Here is a 14,130-nt window from a genome sequence, read left to right as displayed (position 1 = left end):
GAATTGAAAAGACAGGCCAAATCGGCGCACCAAACCGAAGCGCTCAAGGCCGGCACCACGATGATGAAGAATTGTCTCGCATTTTTGCTTGTTCTGAGCGTGACAGCGGCCTCCGCACATGGCCCGTTGCCGGCGCGACTGACCGCGCCGTCCGATCTCGTGCCGGTCGGCCTCACCGATAACGACACGACCGCCGGCGGCGTCGTGCGCCTGTGCGAGCAGGTCACCTTCTCGCGCGGCCTGCGCTATGGCGACGGCGAGGCCAATGTGCTCGACGTCGCGATCAGCGAGACCACCAAGGCGGATACGCCGCGACCGGTGCTGCTGTTCGTGGCGGGCGACACGTTTACCGGTGACCGCGGCGCTCCGGACCTGTCCCGCGACATCCAGGACGAGGCGATGTGCTTTGCCGCGCGCAACGGCATGATCGGGGTGCGCGTGAACTACCGCCTGGCGCCCGCCGCGACCTGGCCGATGGGCGCGACCGATGTCGCAGCGGCGCTGTCCTGGATCCACGGCAATATCGACCTGTTCAACGGCGACGCCCGCGAGATCGTCGCGGTCGGCTACGGCGCCGGCGCCTTCCATGTCGCAAGCCTGATGGCGCATCCCGAGCTCCAGGCCGATCGCGCTGATGTCGCGGCCGTCGTGCTGGTGTCCGGCATCTACCGCGCCGGCAAGGACGCCAGTGACAGCGAGAAGGCGTATTTCGGCACTGACGCCGCTCAATATGACAAGCGCTCGGTGTTTCCCGGCATTCTCAATATCGATGCGCCGATCGTGCTGGCCTGGGCCGCCAACGATCCCGCAAACCTCGTTGCCCAGGGCGAGACCCTGAAGAAGACGCTGTGCGGCGCCGGCCACTGCCCGCGCACCACGCTGCTGCGCAGCCGCGACGGCATCGCTGCCGCATTTGGGCTGGACGGCTCCGGTGACAGCCTCGCCGAGCCGACGCTGCTGCTGGTGCATCAGCTGGAGGCGCGCGGGCTGCCGTAAGCATCAGCGGGACGCCCGAATTCGTCGAACCCGCCAAGCCAATATGCCGGACGATGATGGACTCACGCCGCCTGTGTCGGGGCGGCACGACGCCAGAGAAGCACAATACTATCGGGAGCGATGCGGCGGGCGAAGGCGCGCGCAAGGCCATGCGCTCCTTCCACTTCATATATGTGGCGCGCAACGCTCTTGCTTCAAGACCCCGCCTCCCCCGTAGAAGTCAGGCCTCCTACCGAATCTGAGGTGGCAAATGACGGAACACGACGTGATCATCGTCGGCGGCGGTCCAACTGGATTGATGCTTGCCGGGGAGCTGGCCGTGGCCGGCGTGAACGCCGCGATCGTCGAGAAGCGTCCGAACCAGGACGTGGAGGGCTCGCGCGCGAGCGGTCTGCATCCACGGGCGATCGAGCTTCTCGACCAGCGGGGCATAGCGGAAAGGTTCCTGCCGCAAGGGACCAAGCACTACGCCGTCGCGCTCGCCGGCATCGTCCTCGAGGCCCGCGACCGGCCTAGCCGCCACAACTACACGCTCGGGCTCTGGCAGGAAAAAATCGAGCGCGGTCTCGCCGACTGGGTCTCTGAACTCGCCGTGACCTTCTATCGAGGCTGCGAGATGGCGACCTTTGTCGAAACCACGGAGCGGGTCGACGTTCACCTGACGGACGGGCGCAGGCTCGGTTCACGCTATCTCGTCGGCTGCGACGGCGGCCGCAGCCTCGTGCGCAAGACCGCGGGCATCGGGTTTCCCGGATCGGAGCCGCAGGCGAGCTATCTCATCTTCGAAGCCGACATGACGGACGAGCCGCCGCTTGGCATCCGCTACAGCAACCGGGGGCTGTATGCCCTGGGACGGCTCGACAGCGGCCCGCGCGTGCGCGGCATCGTGACGGAGCAGCGGCTCGAGCGGGGCGGCAGCCCCACCGAAGCAGATCTCAGGGCAGCGCTCCAAGCCGCCTACGGATCGGATCTGGGCCTCCATGAGGTCACGTGGATGTCGCGGTTCACGGACGCTGCGCGGCAAGCGGAAGCGTATCGGAAGAACCGCGTCCTGCTCGCGGGGGATGCCGCGCACATCCACTCCCCCGTGGGAGGACAGGGCCTGAACGTCGGACTGCAGGACGCCGTAAATCTCGGGTGGAAGCTCGCCCAGGTGGTGAAGGGGATCTCACCCGACGCCCTGCTCGACACCTATCACGCGGAGCGGTACCCGGTTGGGGCCGCGCTGCTCGAGTTGACCCTGGCGCTCACCGCTCTCAACCGTGGCGACGAGCACACGACGGCACTCCGCGGGTTCGTCGCCAACGCTATGAAGATGGATGAGCCGAGGAGATGGTATTCCGCCAAGGTGTCGGGCCTCGACATCCGCTATGGCGAGGAAGGATGCCACCCTCTGCTCGGCAGGCGCATGCCCGACCTGGACCTTGTCACCGCTGATGGCCCGACGCGCGTATTCGAGCTGATGCGAGATGCGCGGCCGCTCTTCCTCAATCTCGGCCCGCCCGGCTGCGCTGTCCCCGAGCGATGGGACGAACGCGTCAGGCAGGTCAGCGCGACGTTCACGGGCATCTGCGAGATGCCGGTAATCGGTGTCGTTCCGACCCCTGCCGCCGTTCTCGTCCGGCCCGACGGGCATGTCGCCTGGGTCAGCACGGGCAAATGCGAAGGTCTCGTGGAGGCTCTCGCGACCTGGTTCGGAGATTAGGCCGCCATGGCCGTGTTGCGGGCGACTAAGGACGGCTAGGCAAACGCAGCGCGTCAGCACGCCTGCCGCTTCTATCGCGCCGCCCAGCCACAGGATTGCCAAACGCTTGACGTAGATCAACTCCCTTGGGTGCAGAACGAGCCGAGTTCGTTGGGGGCCAACAACGACAAGGTGTCGAGCATGCGCGTCACCGGCAGGCTGCTGTTCGTTTTGATCGTCGCTCTCGCCTCGCTCGGGGCGATGTCGGAGCAGCGTTCGGATCAACCCACTCCCGACAACGAAATCCGCATCGGCAATCTCATGCCGTATTCGGGACCGCTCTCGGAATTCGGCGCGATAGGCCAGGCCGAGGCCGCCTATTTCGACATGGTCAACGATCATGGCGGGATCAACGGCCGCAAGGTCCGCTTCATCAGCCGCGACGACAATTCCGATCCCACGGTCGCGCTCGATCTGACTCGCAATCTCGTCGAGAAGGACGACGTGCACCTGATGTTCGGATCATTCGGCACGCCCGGCAATCTCGCCACGCGCTGGTACCTGAACGAGAAGAAGGTCCCGCAGCTGTTCGTCGCCTCCGGCGACGAGGAGCTGAGCCAGGCCAAGGCGTTTCCCTGGACCATGGGCTGGCAGCCGCCGTTCCGGTCGGAAGGGCGCATCTACGCCAACTACATCCAGGCCTATTATCCGCATCGCAAGATCGTGGTGCTGTGGCAGAACGACCAGTTCGGACGCGCGCTCCTCAAGGGTATCGAGGAAGGTCTTGGCAACCTGAACCGCCTGATCCTCGTCGACATCGCCTTCGACATCTCAGATGAGCATCTCGAAGGGCACGTCTCGATCCTCAAGCGCGCGGGTGCCGATGTTTTCGTCTTTCTCGGCGTGCCGTCGACGGCGGCCCAGGTGATCAAGCTGGCCGCCTCGCTCAACTGGCACCCGGTCGTGATCGTGAACGATGCCTCCGCCTCGATCGCCAACGCGATGGCGCCTGCCGGCCTGCAGAATTCTGCCGGGGTGATCTCGACGGCTTTTCTGAAGGATCCGAGCGATCCGGCATGGAAAGACGATCCTGCCATGAAGGACTGGTTCGCCTTCATGGATAAATATCATCACGTCGAAAGCACGAACAACAGTGCCGCACTCTATGGCTATGCCGCGGCCGAGGCGCTGACGCAGGTGCTGAAGCAATGCGGCGACGACCTTTCGCGCGAGAACATCATGCGCCAGGCAGCGTCGCTGCAGGATTATCACCCCTCCGTCGCGCTGCCTAATATCGGGATGAATACGTCGCCCGACAGCTATCTGCCGATCAAGCAGATGCGGCTGGTCCAGTTCGACGGCCGCTCCTGGCAGCCCTTCGGCGCGGTGATCGAGACGGCGTTTTCAGAAGGTGCGGCGCGGTGAGCGGACTCAGGCCATCTTTTCGTTTCATGGCGAATGTTTAAGATCGGGCTTGAACCTGCATTCACTCCGCCGGGAGATCCCATGACCGAGACCATCCGCATCAAGCGCTTCAACGCGCGCCCCGTGATCGCGCCGATGAATTTGCCGCTCAAGACCTCGACCGGCGCGGTCGGGAAAGCGCCGCTGGTGCTGATCGACTGCGAGACGGACCAGGGGGCGGTGGGGCACGCCTATCTGTTCTCGATCACGCCGTCGGCCCTGAAGCCGCTGACCGCGATGGTCACGGAAATGTCGGAGCTGCTCGCCGGCGACGAGCTGCTGCCGTTCGAGATCGAGCGCAAGCTGACCCAGCGTTTCACGCTGCTCGGGCTCGCCGGGCTGCAACGGCTGGCGCAATCCGGCATCGACATGGCGGCGTGGGACGCGCTGGCCCGCGCGCGCGGCCTGCCGCTAGCCCGCCTGCTCGGCGGCGCGCCGAAACCGGTGAAGGCCTACAATTCGAAGGGGCTCGGCATCATGCCGGCGGGCGCCGCGGTGGAGGAAGCCCACAAGCTGCTGGCCGAGGGTTTTCATGCCGCAAAAATCCGCATCGGCCGGCCCGATGCGCGGGACGACCTCGCCGTCGTGCGCGCAGTGCGCAAGGCGGTTGGCGACGAAGTCACGCTGATGTGCGACTACAACCAGGCACTGACGGTGACCGAAGCCATTCGCCGCGGCGAGATGCTCGACGATGAAGGCCTGACCTGGATCGAGGAGCCGATCCGCCATGACGACTATGAGGGCTGCGCCCGCATTGCGGACGCGCTGCGCACACCGGTCCAGATCGGTGAGAATTTCGACAGCGCGTTTTCGATGCAGGCCGCACTGTCAGCGGAGGCCTGCGACTACGTGATGCCCGACGTGCAGCGCATCGGCGGCGTCTCCGGCTGGCTGCGCGCCGCCGCGCTCGCGCACGCCGCCGGCATCGAGATGTCAACCCATCTGTTCTCGGAGGTCAGCGCGCACCTGCTCTGCGTGACGCCGACCGCGCATTGGCTGGAATATGTCGACTGGGCCGACGCGGTGCTTTCAACGCGGCTCAAGATCAAGGACGGCTTTGCGTTGCCGGGCGAGGAGCCCGGCAACGGGATTGCGTGGGACGAGGCGGCGGTGAGGAAGTATTTGGCGAGCTAATCCGAGGCGGAGCTCGCTTCTTCACCTCGCCCTCGAAGACCCGACATGGTCATGGCCGGGCTTGTCCCGGCCATCCACGCCTTAACTCGCACGACAAAGAACGTGGATGCCCGGGACAAGCCCGGGCATGACGGCTTCCCTCGTCAGCGCACCTACCGCGCCGCGGCGTTCAAATCCATCGTCTCCAGCAGGCTGTTCTGGCGCCAGTCGATGAAGGCGTCCTTGAGGCGGTTGATCTCGCCAGCATACTCGGGCACGCCCCAGAGATTGCGCTGCTCAAGCGGGTCGTTGGCGAGATCGAACAATTGGCCATCCTCGGCGCCGTGAATGAACACGACCTTCCAGCGGTCATCGCGCACCATGGTGATCAGCCGCGCCCCGGTCATGGCAACGTCGCCGGCCTGCTCGGAGAACACGAAGTCGCGGCCGGCCCACTCTTCGCCGTTCAGCGCCGGCAGCAGGCTGCGGGCCTGGAACGGCTTTGGATGCTCTGCGCCGGCGAGATCCAGAATGGTGGGCGCAAGATCGAACAGCTGGCACTTTTCGCGGATGCGGTGGCCGCCGGAGAACAGGCCGGGCGACCAGAACAGCAGCGGGATGCGGGTGACGGGCTCGTACATCGACCATTTCTGGCTGAGGCCGTGCTCGCCGAGATTGTCGCCATGGTCAGACATGAAGATGACGACGCAATTGTCGAGATAGCCCTTGTCCTCGAGCGTCTGCAGCAGGCGGCCGATCTGCTCGTCGATCATGGTGACGTTGGCATAGTAATGCGCGCGCAGGCGACGCATCTCTTCATGCGTCGGCGCGAGCTTCCATGACACGGCATCGTGGTCGACCTCGGTGTCGTGGCGTCGCTTCTCTTTGAGGTACGCCGGCAAGCCCTCGATCTCGGCCTCGGTCGGCTGCGGCACCGGGAGGTCGTTGCGGGCGAGGTAATGCTCCAGATATTCCGGCAGCGGGTCATAGGGCGGATGCGGACCCGGCAGGCCGATCTGCATGAACAGCGCGTCGGGTCTGGGGCGGGTCTCGAGCCACCACATCGCCGTTTCAGCGACGAAGATGTCCGGGTGCAGCGATTTCGGCATTTCCCATGTGAAGGCACCCATGCGGTCGCCATAATCAGGCAGGCTGCGATAGCCGGCGCGCGACGGCTTTGTCAGCTTGTGTGCGGCAAAGGCCTTGTCGAGCTCGTCGGCGAACCAGCGCCCCTCGAAGAAGCGGTCCTTGTTCTCGACCACGAAGCGCTCGTGGAAGCCGGCCTTCGCGTCATAGGGGATGGTGTGCATCTTGCCGACATTGACGCAGTGATAGCCGGCGTCACCGAGCTTGCTCACCCACGTCTTCTGCCAGTGCTGCCCGTTCTTCAGCACGCCCGAGGCATGCGGATAGAGGCCGGAGAACAGTGCCGCGCGCGAGGGCACGCAGCTCGGCGCGTTGATGAAGCAATTGTCGAAATAGACGCCCTCGCGCACCAGACGATCGAGATTCGGCGTCTTCATGTAGGGATGGCCCGTCGCCGCGATCGTGTCGAAGCGTTGCTGGTCGGTCATGACCAGGATGATGTGGGGCTTTGTCACGGTTGTTTTGTCCTGCGCGGAATTCGCTCAGGAGGAAATATGTCTGACATAATAATTCTTGTCAAACAGGACCGGATTTGATTAATTGCGATCAGTGGCCTAATTCAGCGCATACTTTCGTCAGCATCCGCGATAAATCAGACATTTTATTCTACGAGACCGGGGTCAACGTGGCAAAATCGGCTAGCAAGGACAGCCCGCAATCGATCGCCCGCGAGGTGGCGCGGCTGATCCTGACAGGCGTCTGGCGCGAGGGCACGACGTTGCCGCGCGAGATCGAGCTGGCGTCCCGCTTCGATGTCAGCCGCGCCTCGATCCGCGAGGCGCTGTCGCTGCTCAAGGGCAAGGGGCTGATCGCCTCGAAGCAGAAGGCCGGCACCCATGTGCGCGCGCGCTTCGACTGGAACATGCTCGACGAGGAATTGCTGAACTGGACGCTGGCGGCACTGCCGACGCAGGAGTTCGCCAAGCAGATCACGGAGGTCCGCCGCATCGTCGAGCCGGAGGCGTGCGCCATCTGCGCGGTGCGCGGCACGGACGAGGATTTCGCGCGGATCGAACGGGCCTATCGCGGAATGGATGCGGCCGGCATGGACCGCGTCGCCTATGCCGAGCCCGATCTGCAATTCCACCGCGGCATTCTCATCGCCACCGGCAACGACTTTTTGATCGCCTTTGGCGCGACGGTCGCAGCTGCCTTGCGGATGTCGTTCAACCTGTCGAGCACAAATCCGGGCGCGCCGCGGAAGAGCCTGCCCTATCACCGCGCCGTGCTCGATGAGATCTGGGCGCGCAATGCCGACGGCGCGCGCCAGGCCATGCACAAGCTGATGGATCTCACCGAACAGAACATCGTCTCGGCCATGTCGCGCCAAAAGAAAAAGGACGCCGAGGACGAGAACGTTCGCACCAGACGGACGCGTTGACGCCGGCAAAACAATAGTGAGGGAGGTTAAAGATGATGAAGACCGCATCGCGCGCGAGCTCAATCACTCGTCGCAAACTGCTGAAAACAAGCGCCGCAGGCGCGGCGCTCGCGGCATTCCCCGCGCCGCTGATCGCGCAGACCAAGCCGTTTGCCGGCGTGACCCTGCACGGCGCCTCGTTCCAGCACCGCTTCTTCACGCTGCTGCAGAAATATATTCCCGAGTTCGAGGAAAAGACCGGCATGAAGGTCGACCTCCAGCTCTCGGCCCTGCCGGTCTACAACCAGCAGGCCAATCTCGAACTGTCCTCGGGCGGCTCGGCCTATGACTTCGTCAATGTCACCTTCACGCTCGCGACCCGCTGGATCGCGGCGGGCCTGCTCGCCAATCTCGACGAGTTCACGGGTGATGCCAATTTGACGCCGGTCGAGTGGAATCCGAAGGACTTCGTCGACGGCGCGCAGGTGCCCTATCGCGACGGCAAGGGAGCGACCTACGGCTATTCCTGGGAAGGCGGCGCGATGCTGATGGGGCTGTCGCGCATGGACTTGATGGAGAAGAAGGGGCTGAAGATCCCAAAGACCTTCGCCGAGCTTGCGCAGGTCTGTGCTGAAATCAACGGCACCGACGGCGTCAACGGCATGGTGTCGTGGTTCCTCCACAACTGGAATCTGCCGCCCTACATCCAGGGCTTTGGCGGCAACGTCTTCAAGAATCCGCCCGGCGACGTCATGCCGGCGCTGAATACGCCCGAGGCGATCCAGGGCGTCGAGTTCTATGCGAACCTGCTGAAGAGCGCGCCGAAGGGCGTTCTGACCTACACCGAGGACCAGGCGCGGCAGTCGATGCTGACCGGCCGCTCCAACATCTTCATCCACTCCAGCGCCTGGGTGACGCCGATCCTGCTTTCCGACGAGAGCAAGGTGAAGGACACCTCGCGCGTGGTGCGTTCGCCTGCCGGTCCGGTGCATGACTACCCGGCCTCGAACAGCCAGGGCCTCGGCATCCCCAGGAACGCCAAGAATCAGAAGGCCGCGTGGGAATTCATCAAATGGGCGCTCAGCCCTGAGATCTCGATGAAGCTTGTGAGGGAGCACGGTCACTCCTCGGTGTGCCGCCGCTCGATCATCACCAGCGAAGACTATCGCAAGCTCAACACGGTGAACGGCCAGGACCTCGGCGCGCTCTACCTCGAGGTGCTGGAGCTGCCGGGCAAGGGCGAGAACTACATGGCCTATCGCACCTCGAAGGAGTTCCCGATTGTCGGCGACGTCCTCAACAAGGCGTTCGAGCAGGTCGCGACCGGCCAGCTCCCCGCCAAGGACGCGATGAACGCAGCGCAGGACCAGGCGATCGCCGCACTCCGCCGCGCCGGGACAAAACTTTGAGCGAGAGCGGAATTGACGGAGAGCGCCGCAGGTTCATCGCCTTCGCGCTCACACCGAGCCTGATCGTGCTGTTCGCAGTCGCCGTGCTGCCGGCGATCTATCTCATCGTGACCAGCCTGACGCCGTTCCAACTGACGACGCCGGGCTCGGCCACCGATTTCAGCGAGCCGTTGCGCAATTATGGCCTGTTGCCGGGCGACCCCCGCTTCGTCAACTCGCTGGCCGTGCAGGCCAAGCTGTCGGTCGCGAGCGTGCTGTTTCAGGTGCTGCTCGGCATGGGGCTGGCGCTCCTGCTGAACGTGCCGTCGCGCTTCGTCGAATTCGCGCGAACCTTCTTCCTGATTCCGATGGTGCTGCCGCCGATCGTGGTCGCGGTGATCTGGAAGCTGATCTACGCGCCCGACATCAGCCCGCTCTACTACGCCGCGCAGGCGCTGCATGTCACCCTGCCGGCGCTGACCTCCAGCGTCGATTTCGCGCTGACTTCGATCGTCATCGCCGACACCTGGGAGTGGCTGCCCTTCACCTTCCTGATGGTGCTGGCGGCGCTGCAGACGATTCCGGACGAATATTCGGAAGCGGCCCTCGTCGACGGCGCCAGCAAGCTGCAGATCTTCTGGTACGTGACGCTGCCTTTCATCACGCCGATCCTCGTCATTTCAGGCATGTTCCGCCTGATCGACAGCGTGAAGGCGTTCCCGCTGATCTTCCTCCTGACCGGCGGCGGCCCCGGCACGCTCACCGAGGTGACGAACTACTATGCGTACCTCCTCGCTTTCGACACCAACGAGATCGGCTATTCCAGCGCGGTCACCGTGGTGATGCTGCTCCTGGTCTGCGGCATCAGCTTAGGATTAGTCTGGATGGGCCAGCGCAAGAAGGCACTGGCATGAGCGAGTCGTCCCTCCGCAAGGCCACGCCGGGCCGGCTGGTCGCGATCACGCTGACGCTGATGATCCTGCTCTCGCCATTCCTATGGCTGTTGCAGATGAGCTTCAAATCCAACGACCAGATCCTGCAATTCCCGCCGCCTTTGATCTTCACGCCGACGCTGGAGAATTACATCTCGCTCTGGCACAGCGCGTTCTCGGCCTCCTTCGTCAACAGCCTGTTGAGCGCCTCGCTCTCCACCGCTCTCGCGCTGCTGTTCGGCGTGCCGGCGGCCTACGCACTGTCGCGCTGGGCCGGACGCGGCAAGCATGCGCTCTCCTTTGCGATCCTGGTAACGCGCATGGCGCCGCCGATCGCGTTCACCATCCCCTTTTTCCTATTCTATCGCTGGATCGGCCTGCTCGACACCATCACCGGCCTGGTGCTGGTCTACACCAGCTTCAACCTGCCGCTGGTGATCTGGATGATGCAGCCGTTCTTCGACACCATCCCGGTCTCGCTGGAAGAGGCGGCCCTCGTCGACGGCGCGCGGACGCGCACAGTGTTCACCAGGATCGTGCTGCCGATGGTGACACCTGGTATCGCCGCGACCGCGATCCTCTGCTTCCTCTACGCCTGGAACGACTTCTTCTTCGCGCTGATCCTGACCCGCACCAATGCGCGCACCGCGCCGGTCGCCGTCGTCAACTTCATGAACTACGAGGGCTGGGAATGGGGCAAGATCGCCGCCGGCGGCTCGCTGGTGATGGCGCCGGTGCTGATCTTCTCGCTCGCGGTGCGCCGCTATCTCGTCTCCGGGCTCACGGCCGGCGCCGTCAAAGGCTGACATCACGAAGCTTCCAACCCGCGCCTCGATTCTGGATTGCTTCGCTGCGCTCGCAATGACGGGGTGTGGAGCTGCGACGCGGGTCTCACGCCGGCCTTACCACGTCTCCGCGCCGGGGATTTTCTTGCGCACGGCGATGCGCTGTATCCAGATGCAGCGACGGACGGATCGATTGGAGCGCCCCACCGCGGAGATCCCCTCGCCGGCCTGAAGCAGCGGCGCCACGCTCTCGCGCAGCGCGCGGCAGCGTTGCAGCTCGGCCTGCCAGTCGATGATCGCAGCGTCGGCGCCCGATACCATCAGGGCCGATACCGCCACGGCAAGACTAATCGTCCGCATCATTCACTTTCCCTTCCCTTTGATCTATCCGCAACGCGCCGGTGCAGATCATGCCGTTCACGCCGATCGTTTGCGTAACAGCGACTCTTTCGCTTGTGAAATGGAACACACTTGAAACACCCTTCAGGTTGTATCATTCTCAAGATGTAACCAAGGCGAATGGGGCGTACGACCCCATATCTTTTGATCATTTCATTTTTGAACACCCTTACAAAGCGTCGTTTCGCGCAGGGGTGACGCGGACGATCCCGCGACGGACGACGAGCTTAGATATCGCAATCGGTTTCAAAAACCTCCGACGTCTCGCCGAACTAGGCGATGCGACAGCGACCTCGCGCGTGCGCGTCGCACGGCCTGACACGGAGAGGCCATCGATCAGCCCCGGAACGCCGGCCCGGGAGTGCACCGGCAGCGACAGTCACGCTCGCAGCCATCGAAAGGAACGCCCATGGACGAACCCAAGCCGCTTACCAGCGCCTTCAACAGAACCGCAAACTTCTCCATCCACCAGGTCGACACCGTGTTCAGGGCTGCCGCACATGCTGCTGCCGTCCCCGCTGCCGTGCCGGTCACCCTGCCTCCGACGCTCGGGCCGCTGTCGGCCTTCACCGGCACGTTCACTGGACAGGGCTTCAACACGATCTTCCGGCCCGACAGCGCGACGACGCCGACCCAGATGCCGGGGCCGATCAACACCACCGACCCGCCCGACAATGTTCTGGAGTTGAACCTCACCGACGAGACGCTGTCGTTCTCGAACAGTCTTGGCTCGATTCCCAATCGCGGCTCGGGGCCGCAGGCGGATGCCTTCCTGAACGGCGTGCCCTATCTGCAGACCATCAATGACGTGACCACGGGGACGCCCGTCGGCATTCACTTCGAGCCCGGCATCTGGCTCGCGGTGCCGTCCAGCACCAATCCGCACGAACCGTTCACCGTCGCGCGGATGGCCTCGATCCCGCATGGCACGACGATCACGGCGCAAGGCACCGCGCTGCCGGCCGTCGCCGGCAAGCCGACCATCGCGGCGGTCGACATCACGCCGTTCTTCGGCGGCAATCCGGCCAACAAGTTCACGTTCCAGAATCAGACTGCGGCCAACAAGACCACACGCAGGCTGCCGCAGGATCTCACCACGCTGATCGCCTCCGGCAAGCTCACCCAGGCCATGATCATCGATCCGAACACGGTGCTGCGCAACCAGATCGCGCATCAGACCATCAGCCAGACCATCATCATCGAGACCTCGACCAGGCCCGGCACGCCGCTGTCAGGCGGTCCGTTGCCGGCCGTCGCTTCGGCCGGACCGCATCCGCAGGCGCCGAACTTCGCCGGTGGTACCGCGAACATCGCATTCCTGCTGGGCGTGCCGGTGCCGCCGCCGGGCGGCAATGGTGCCAACGCCAATGCATTGCAGATGGATGCCGTGTTCTGGATCGAGACGGTCATCTACGACATCGACGTGCCGCGCATCGCGTCGGGCGAGCCGCCGATCATCCTCCAGCCGCTGCAGAAGGGCACGGTGCCGCTGGTGCCGAGCTTCGTCGCCACGCTCCCGTTCGTACCGAACAAGGCTTTTGCCGGCGGCCGCGTCCGGGTGGCAACGACGCAGATCCAATATTCGCAGAAGGTGATGCTGGATTTCAACGGCCTGAGCTGGCCGCACGTCTCCGTCGCCTCGCTGGTGCCTGCAGCCCCGGTGCCGATCCCGGAGCATCTGTTGCCGCTGACGTGAGTGGCGCGCGGCTGTGTGAGATCAGGAGCGCAGCAGCCGCAGTGCCCGGCCCTTATGCAGAGCGACGTGATCGGTCTTGTCGCTCTTGATCTCGTATTGCGGATCGTCCGCCGTCGCGTGGTGGACGTATCCTTTGTAGTCGACGTCCTTGACGTGCACGCGCAGGATATGGCCGCTCACGCGGCCGGCCTCGGAATTCCAGCTGACGTGATCGCCGCGCTTGAACATCTTGGGCATAGCGAACCAATGCCGAGCGGCATCCGGACGTTCCCGGCTCAAGTTGAGCCCTACACGCTTCGCCGAGATGGATTTGACTGCCGCGAGAGAATATCGTGGCTTACTGAAGCCGTAGCTCGCGGCGGCAGCCCGCCTGCGTCCTTTGGGCTTCGGCGCGGCATCCTTCTCTCGCTGTCGCGAGCGAAGGATGGTGGGCACGACAGGGATCGAACCTGTGACCCCTACCATGTCAAGGTAGTGCTCTCCCGCTGAGCTACGTGCCCTAATAGTCCACTTGCGTCGGGTGGGGTCCCTATAACGGCTCGGGGGAGCCGGTGCAAGGACGGAACGGGGCCAATTTAGGCCGCCAGCATCTTGTTCACTTCGCTCACCAATTCGCGCAGGTGAACGGGTTTCGACAGCACCTTGGCGTTCTTGGGGGCGTCCGAATCCGAGTTCAGGGCGACCGCGGCGAAGCCCGTGATGAACATGATCTTGATGTCGGGGTCGAGTTCCGAGGCCCGGCGGGCGAGCTCGATGCCGTCCATCTCCGGCATCACGATGTCGGTCAGGAGCATCTCGAACGGCTCTTCCCGCAACCGCTGATAGGCGGCCATGCCGTTGTCATGGGACGAGACCTGGAAACCGGCGTTTTCCAGCGCCTTGACCAGGAAACGGCGCATGTCGTTGTCGTCTTCGGCGAGCAGGATTTTTGGCATGGCAGGAACGTCGAATCCCCAAAGGATATGTAGAGGTCACTAAGCCCGACAGAGGGTAAATTTCGGGTGAAAATCTTTACCATGGGCCCGACCGGTGCGGCCCCTTGTGAACCCGAATGCGGCATGAATCAATCGAGACGCGTCTGCACATCCCCGTCTCCCTGCCCGCACGGTTAAGACATGTTCCAGCGCCGATCGCATCTTTTCGCTTGGCAGAATGGTTGCGATTCCG

The 14,130-nt window shown here is 64.0% G+C and carries 13 protein-coding genes and 1 tRNA gene; 9 read left to right on the top strand and 5 right to left on the bottom strand.

The window, feature by feature from the left end; all coding sequences use genetic code 11:
- Positions 1-63 precede the first annotated feature (63 nt).
- The 4 genes from ABID58_RS12710 (at position 64) to ABID58_RS12695 (ending at position 5,278) form a co-directional block, all read left to right on the top strand.
- Positions 64-996, top strand: coding sequence for an alpha/beta hydrolase (locus tag ABID58_RS12710; protein WP_354033039.1), 933 nt, complete (start codon positions 64-66; stop codon positions 994-996).
- Between the two features lie 250 nt (positions 997-1,246).
- Positions 1,247-2,701 carry an FAD-dependent monooxygenase gene (locus ABID58_RS12705; RefSeq protein WP_354032876.1) on the top strand — a complete coding sequence of 485 codons (1,455 nt, stop codon included), beginning with the start codon at positions 1,247-1,249 and terminating at the stop codon, positions 2,699-2,701.
- A 180-nt stretch (positions 2,702-2,881) separates the two neighbouring features.
- A complete protein-coding gene (locus tag ABID58_RS12700) occupies positions 2,882-4,105 on the top strand; it encodes an ABC transporter substrate-binding protein (RefSeq protein WP_354033038.1) in 1,224 nt (407 codons plus the stop codon).
- A gap of 81 nt (positions 4,106-4,186) precedes the next feature.
- Positions 4,187-5,278: an enolase C-terminal domain-like protein gene (locus ABID58_RS12695; protein WP_354032875.1), complete on the top strand. Its 1,092-nt coding sequence runs from the start codon at positions 4,187-4,189 to the stop codon at positions 5,276-5,278.
- A 152-nt stretch (positions 5,279-5,430) separates the two neighbouring features.
- Here the strand turns inward: ABID58_RS12695 and ABID58_RS12690 are convergent, their stop codons facing one another.
- The gene (locus ABID58_RS12690; protein ID WP_354032874.1) at positions 5,431-6,858 is read right to left on the bottom strand and encodes a sulfatase family protein; all 1,428 of its coding nucleotides are present in this window, start codon (positions 6,856-6,858) and stop codon (positions 5,431-5,433) included.
- 170 nt (positions 6,859-7,028) lie between these two features.
- Between ABID58_RS12690 and ABID58_RS12685 the strand changes: the two genes are divergently transcribed.
- From ABID58_RS12685 to ABID58_RS12670, 4 genes are read left to right on the top strand one after another with little or no spacing between them, the layout of a single operon-like run.
- Positions 7,029-7,784, top strand: a complete 756-nt coding sequence (locus ABID58_RS12685) for a FadR/GntR family transcriptional regulator (RefSeq protein ID WP_354032873.1) — start codon at positions 7,029-7,031, stop codon at positions 7,782-7,784.
- Positions 7,785-7,816: 32 nt separating this feature from the next.
- Entirely contained in the window at positions 7,817-9,172 is a 1,356-nt protein-coding gene (locus tag ABID58_RS12680) for an ABC transporter substrate-binding protein (RefSeq protein ID WP_148753203.1), read from the top strand.
- A complete protein-coding gene (locus tag ABID58_RS12675) occupies positions 9,169-10,065 on the top strand; it encodes a carbohydrate ABC transporter permease (RefSeq protein ID WP_148753202.1) in 897 nt (298 codons plus the stop codon). The genes ABID58_RS12680 and ABID58_RS12675 overlap by 4 nt, the downstream gene beginning before the upstream one ends.
- Entirely contained in the window at positions 10,062-10,889 is an 828-nt protein-coding gene (locus tag ABID58_RS12670) for a carbohydrate ABC transporter permease (protein WP_148753201.1), read from the top strand. Before ABID58_RS12675 ends, ABID58_RS12670 begins: the two co-directional genes overlap by 4 nt.
- 96 nt (positions 10,890-10,985) lie before the next feature.
- Here the strand turns inward: ABID58_RS12670 and ABID58_RS12665 are convergent, their stop codons facing one another.
- Positions 10,986-11,231, bottom strand: coding sequence for a hypothetical protein (locus ABID58_RS12665; protein WP_148753200.1), 246 nt, complete (start codon positions 11,229-11,231; stop codon positions 10,986-10,988).
- A 445-nt stretch (positions 11,232-11,676) separates the two neighbouring features.
- Between ABID58_RS12665 and ABID58_RS12660 the strand changes: the two genes are divergently transcribed.
- Positions 11,677-12,963 carry a heme-binding protein gene (locus ABID58_RS12660; protein ID WP_354032872.1) on the top strand — a complete coding sequence of 429 codons (1,287 nt, stop codon included), beginning with the start codon at positions 11,677-11,679 and terminating at the stop codon, positions 12,961-12,963.
- 21 nt (positions 12,964-12,984) lie between these two features.
- On the opposite strand, the gene ABID58_RS12655 is transcribed toward ABID58_RS12660, so the two are convergent.
- The 3 genes from ABID58_RS12655 to cpdR form a co-directional block, all read right to left on the bottom strand.
- Positions 12,985-13,200, bottom strand: a complete 216-nt coding sequence (locus ABID58_RS12655; protein ID WP_148753198.1) for a hypervirulence associated TUDOR domain-containing protein — start codon at positions 13,198-13,200, stop codon at positions 12,985-12,987.
- Between the two features lie 188 nt (positions 13,201-13,388).
- Positions 13,389-13,463, bottom strand: a tRNA-Val gene (locus tag ABID58_RS12650).
- Between the two features lie 75 nt (positions 13,464-13,538).
- Complete coding sequence (gene cpdR / locus ABID58_RS12645; protein WP_007597092.1) at positions 13,539-13,898, bottom strand: cell cycle two-component system response regulator CpdR; 360 nt, start codon at positions 13,896-13,898, stop codon at positions 13,539-13,541.
- Positions 13,899-14,130 lie beyond the last annotated feature (232 nt).

The organism is Bradyrhizobium sp. S3.2.6 (genome assembly GCF_040546885.1).
In the GTDB taxonomy this organism is placed as follows: Bacteria; Pseudomonadota; Alphaproteobacteria; order Rhizobiales; family Xanthobacteraceae; genus Bradyrhizobium; species Bradyrhizobium cytisi.
The sequence above is the reverse complement of the archived record's forward strand: the minus strand, read 5'-3'. Positions and strand labels throughout refer to the sequence as shown.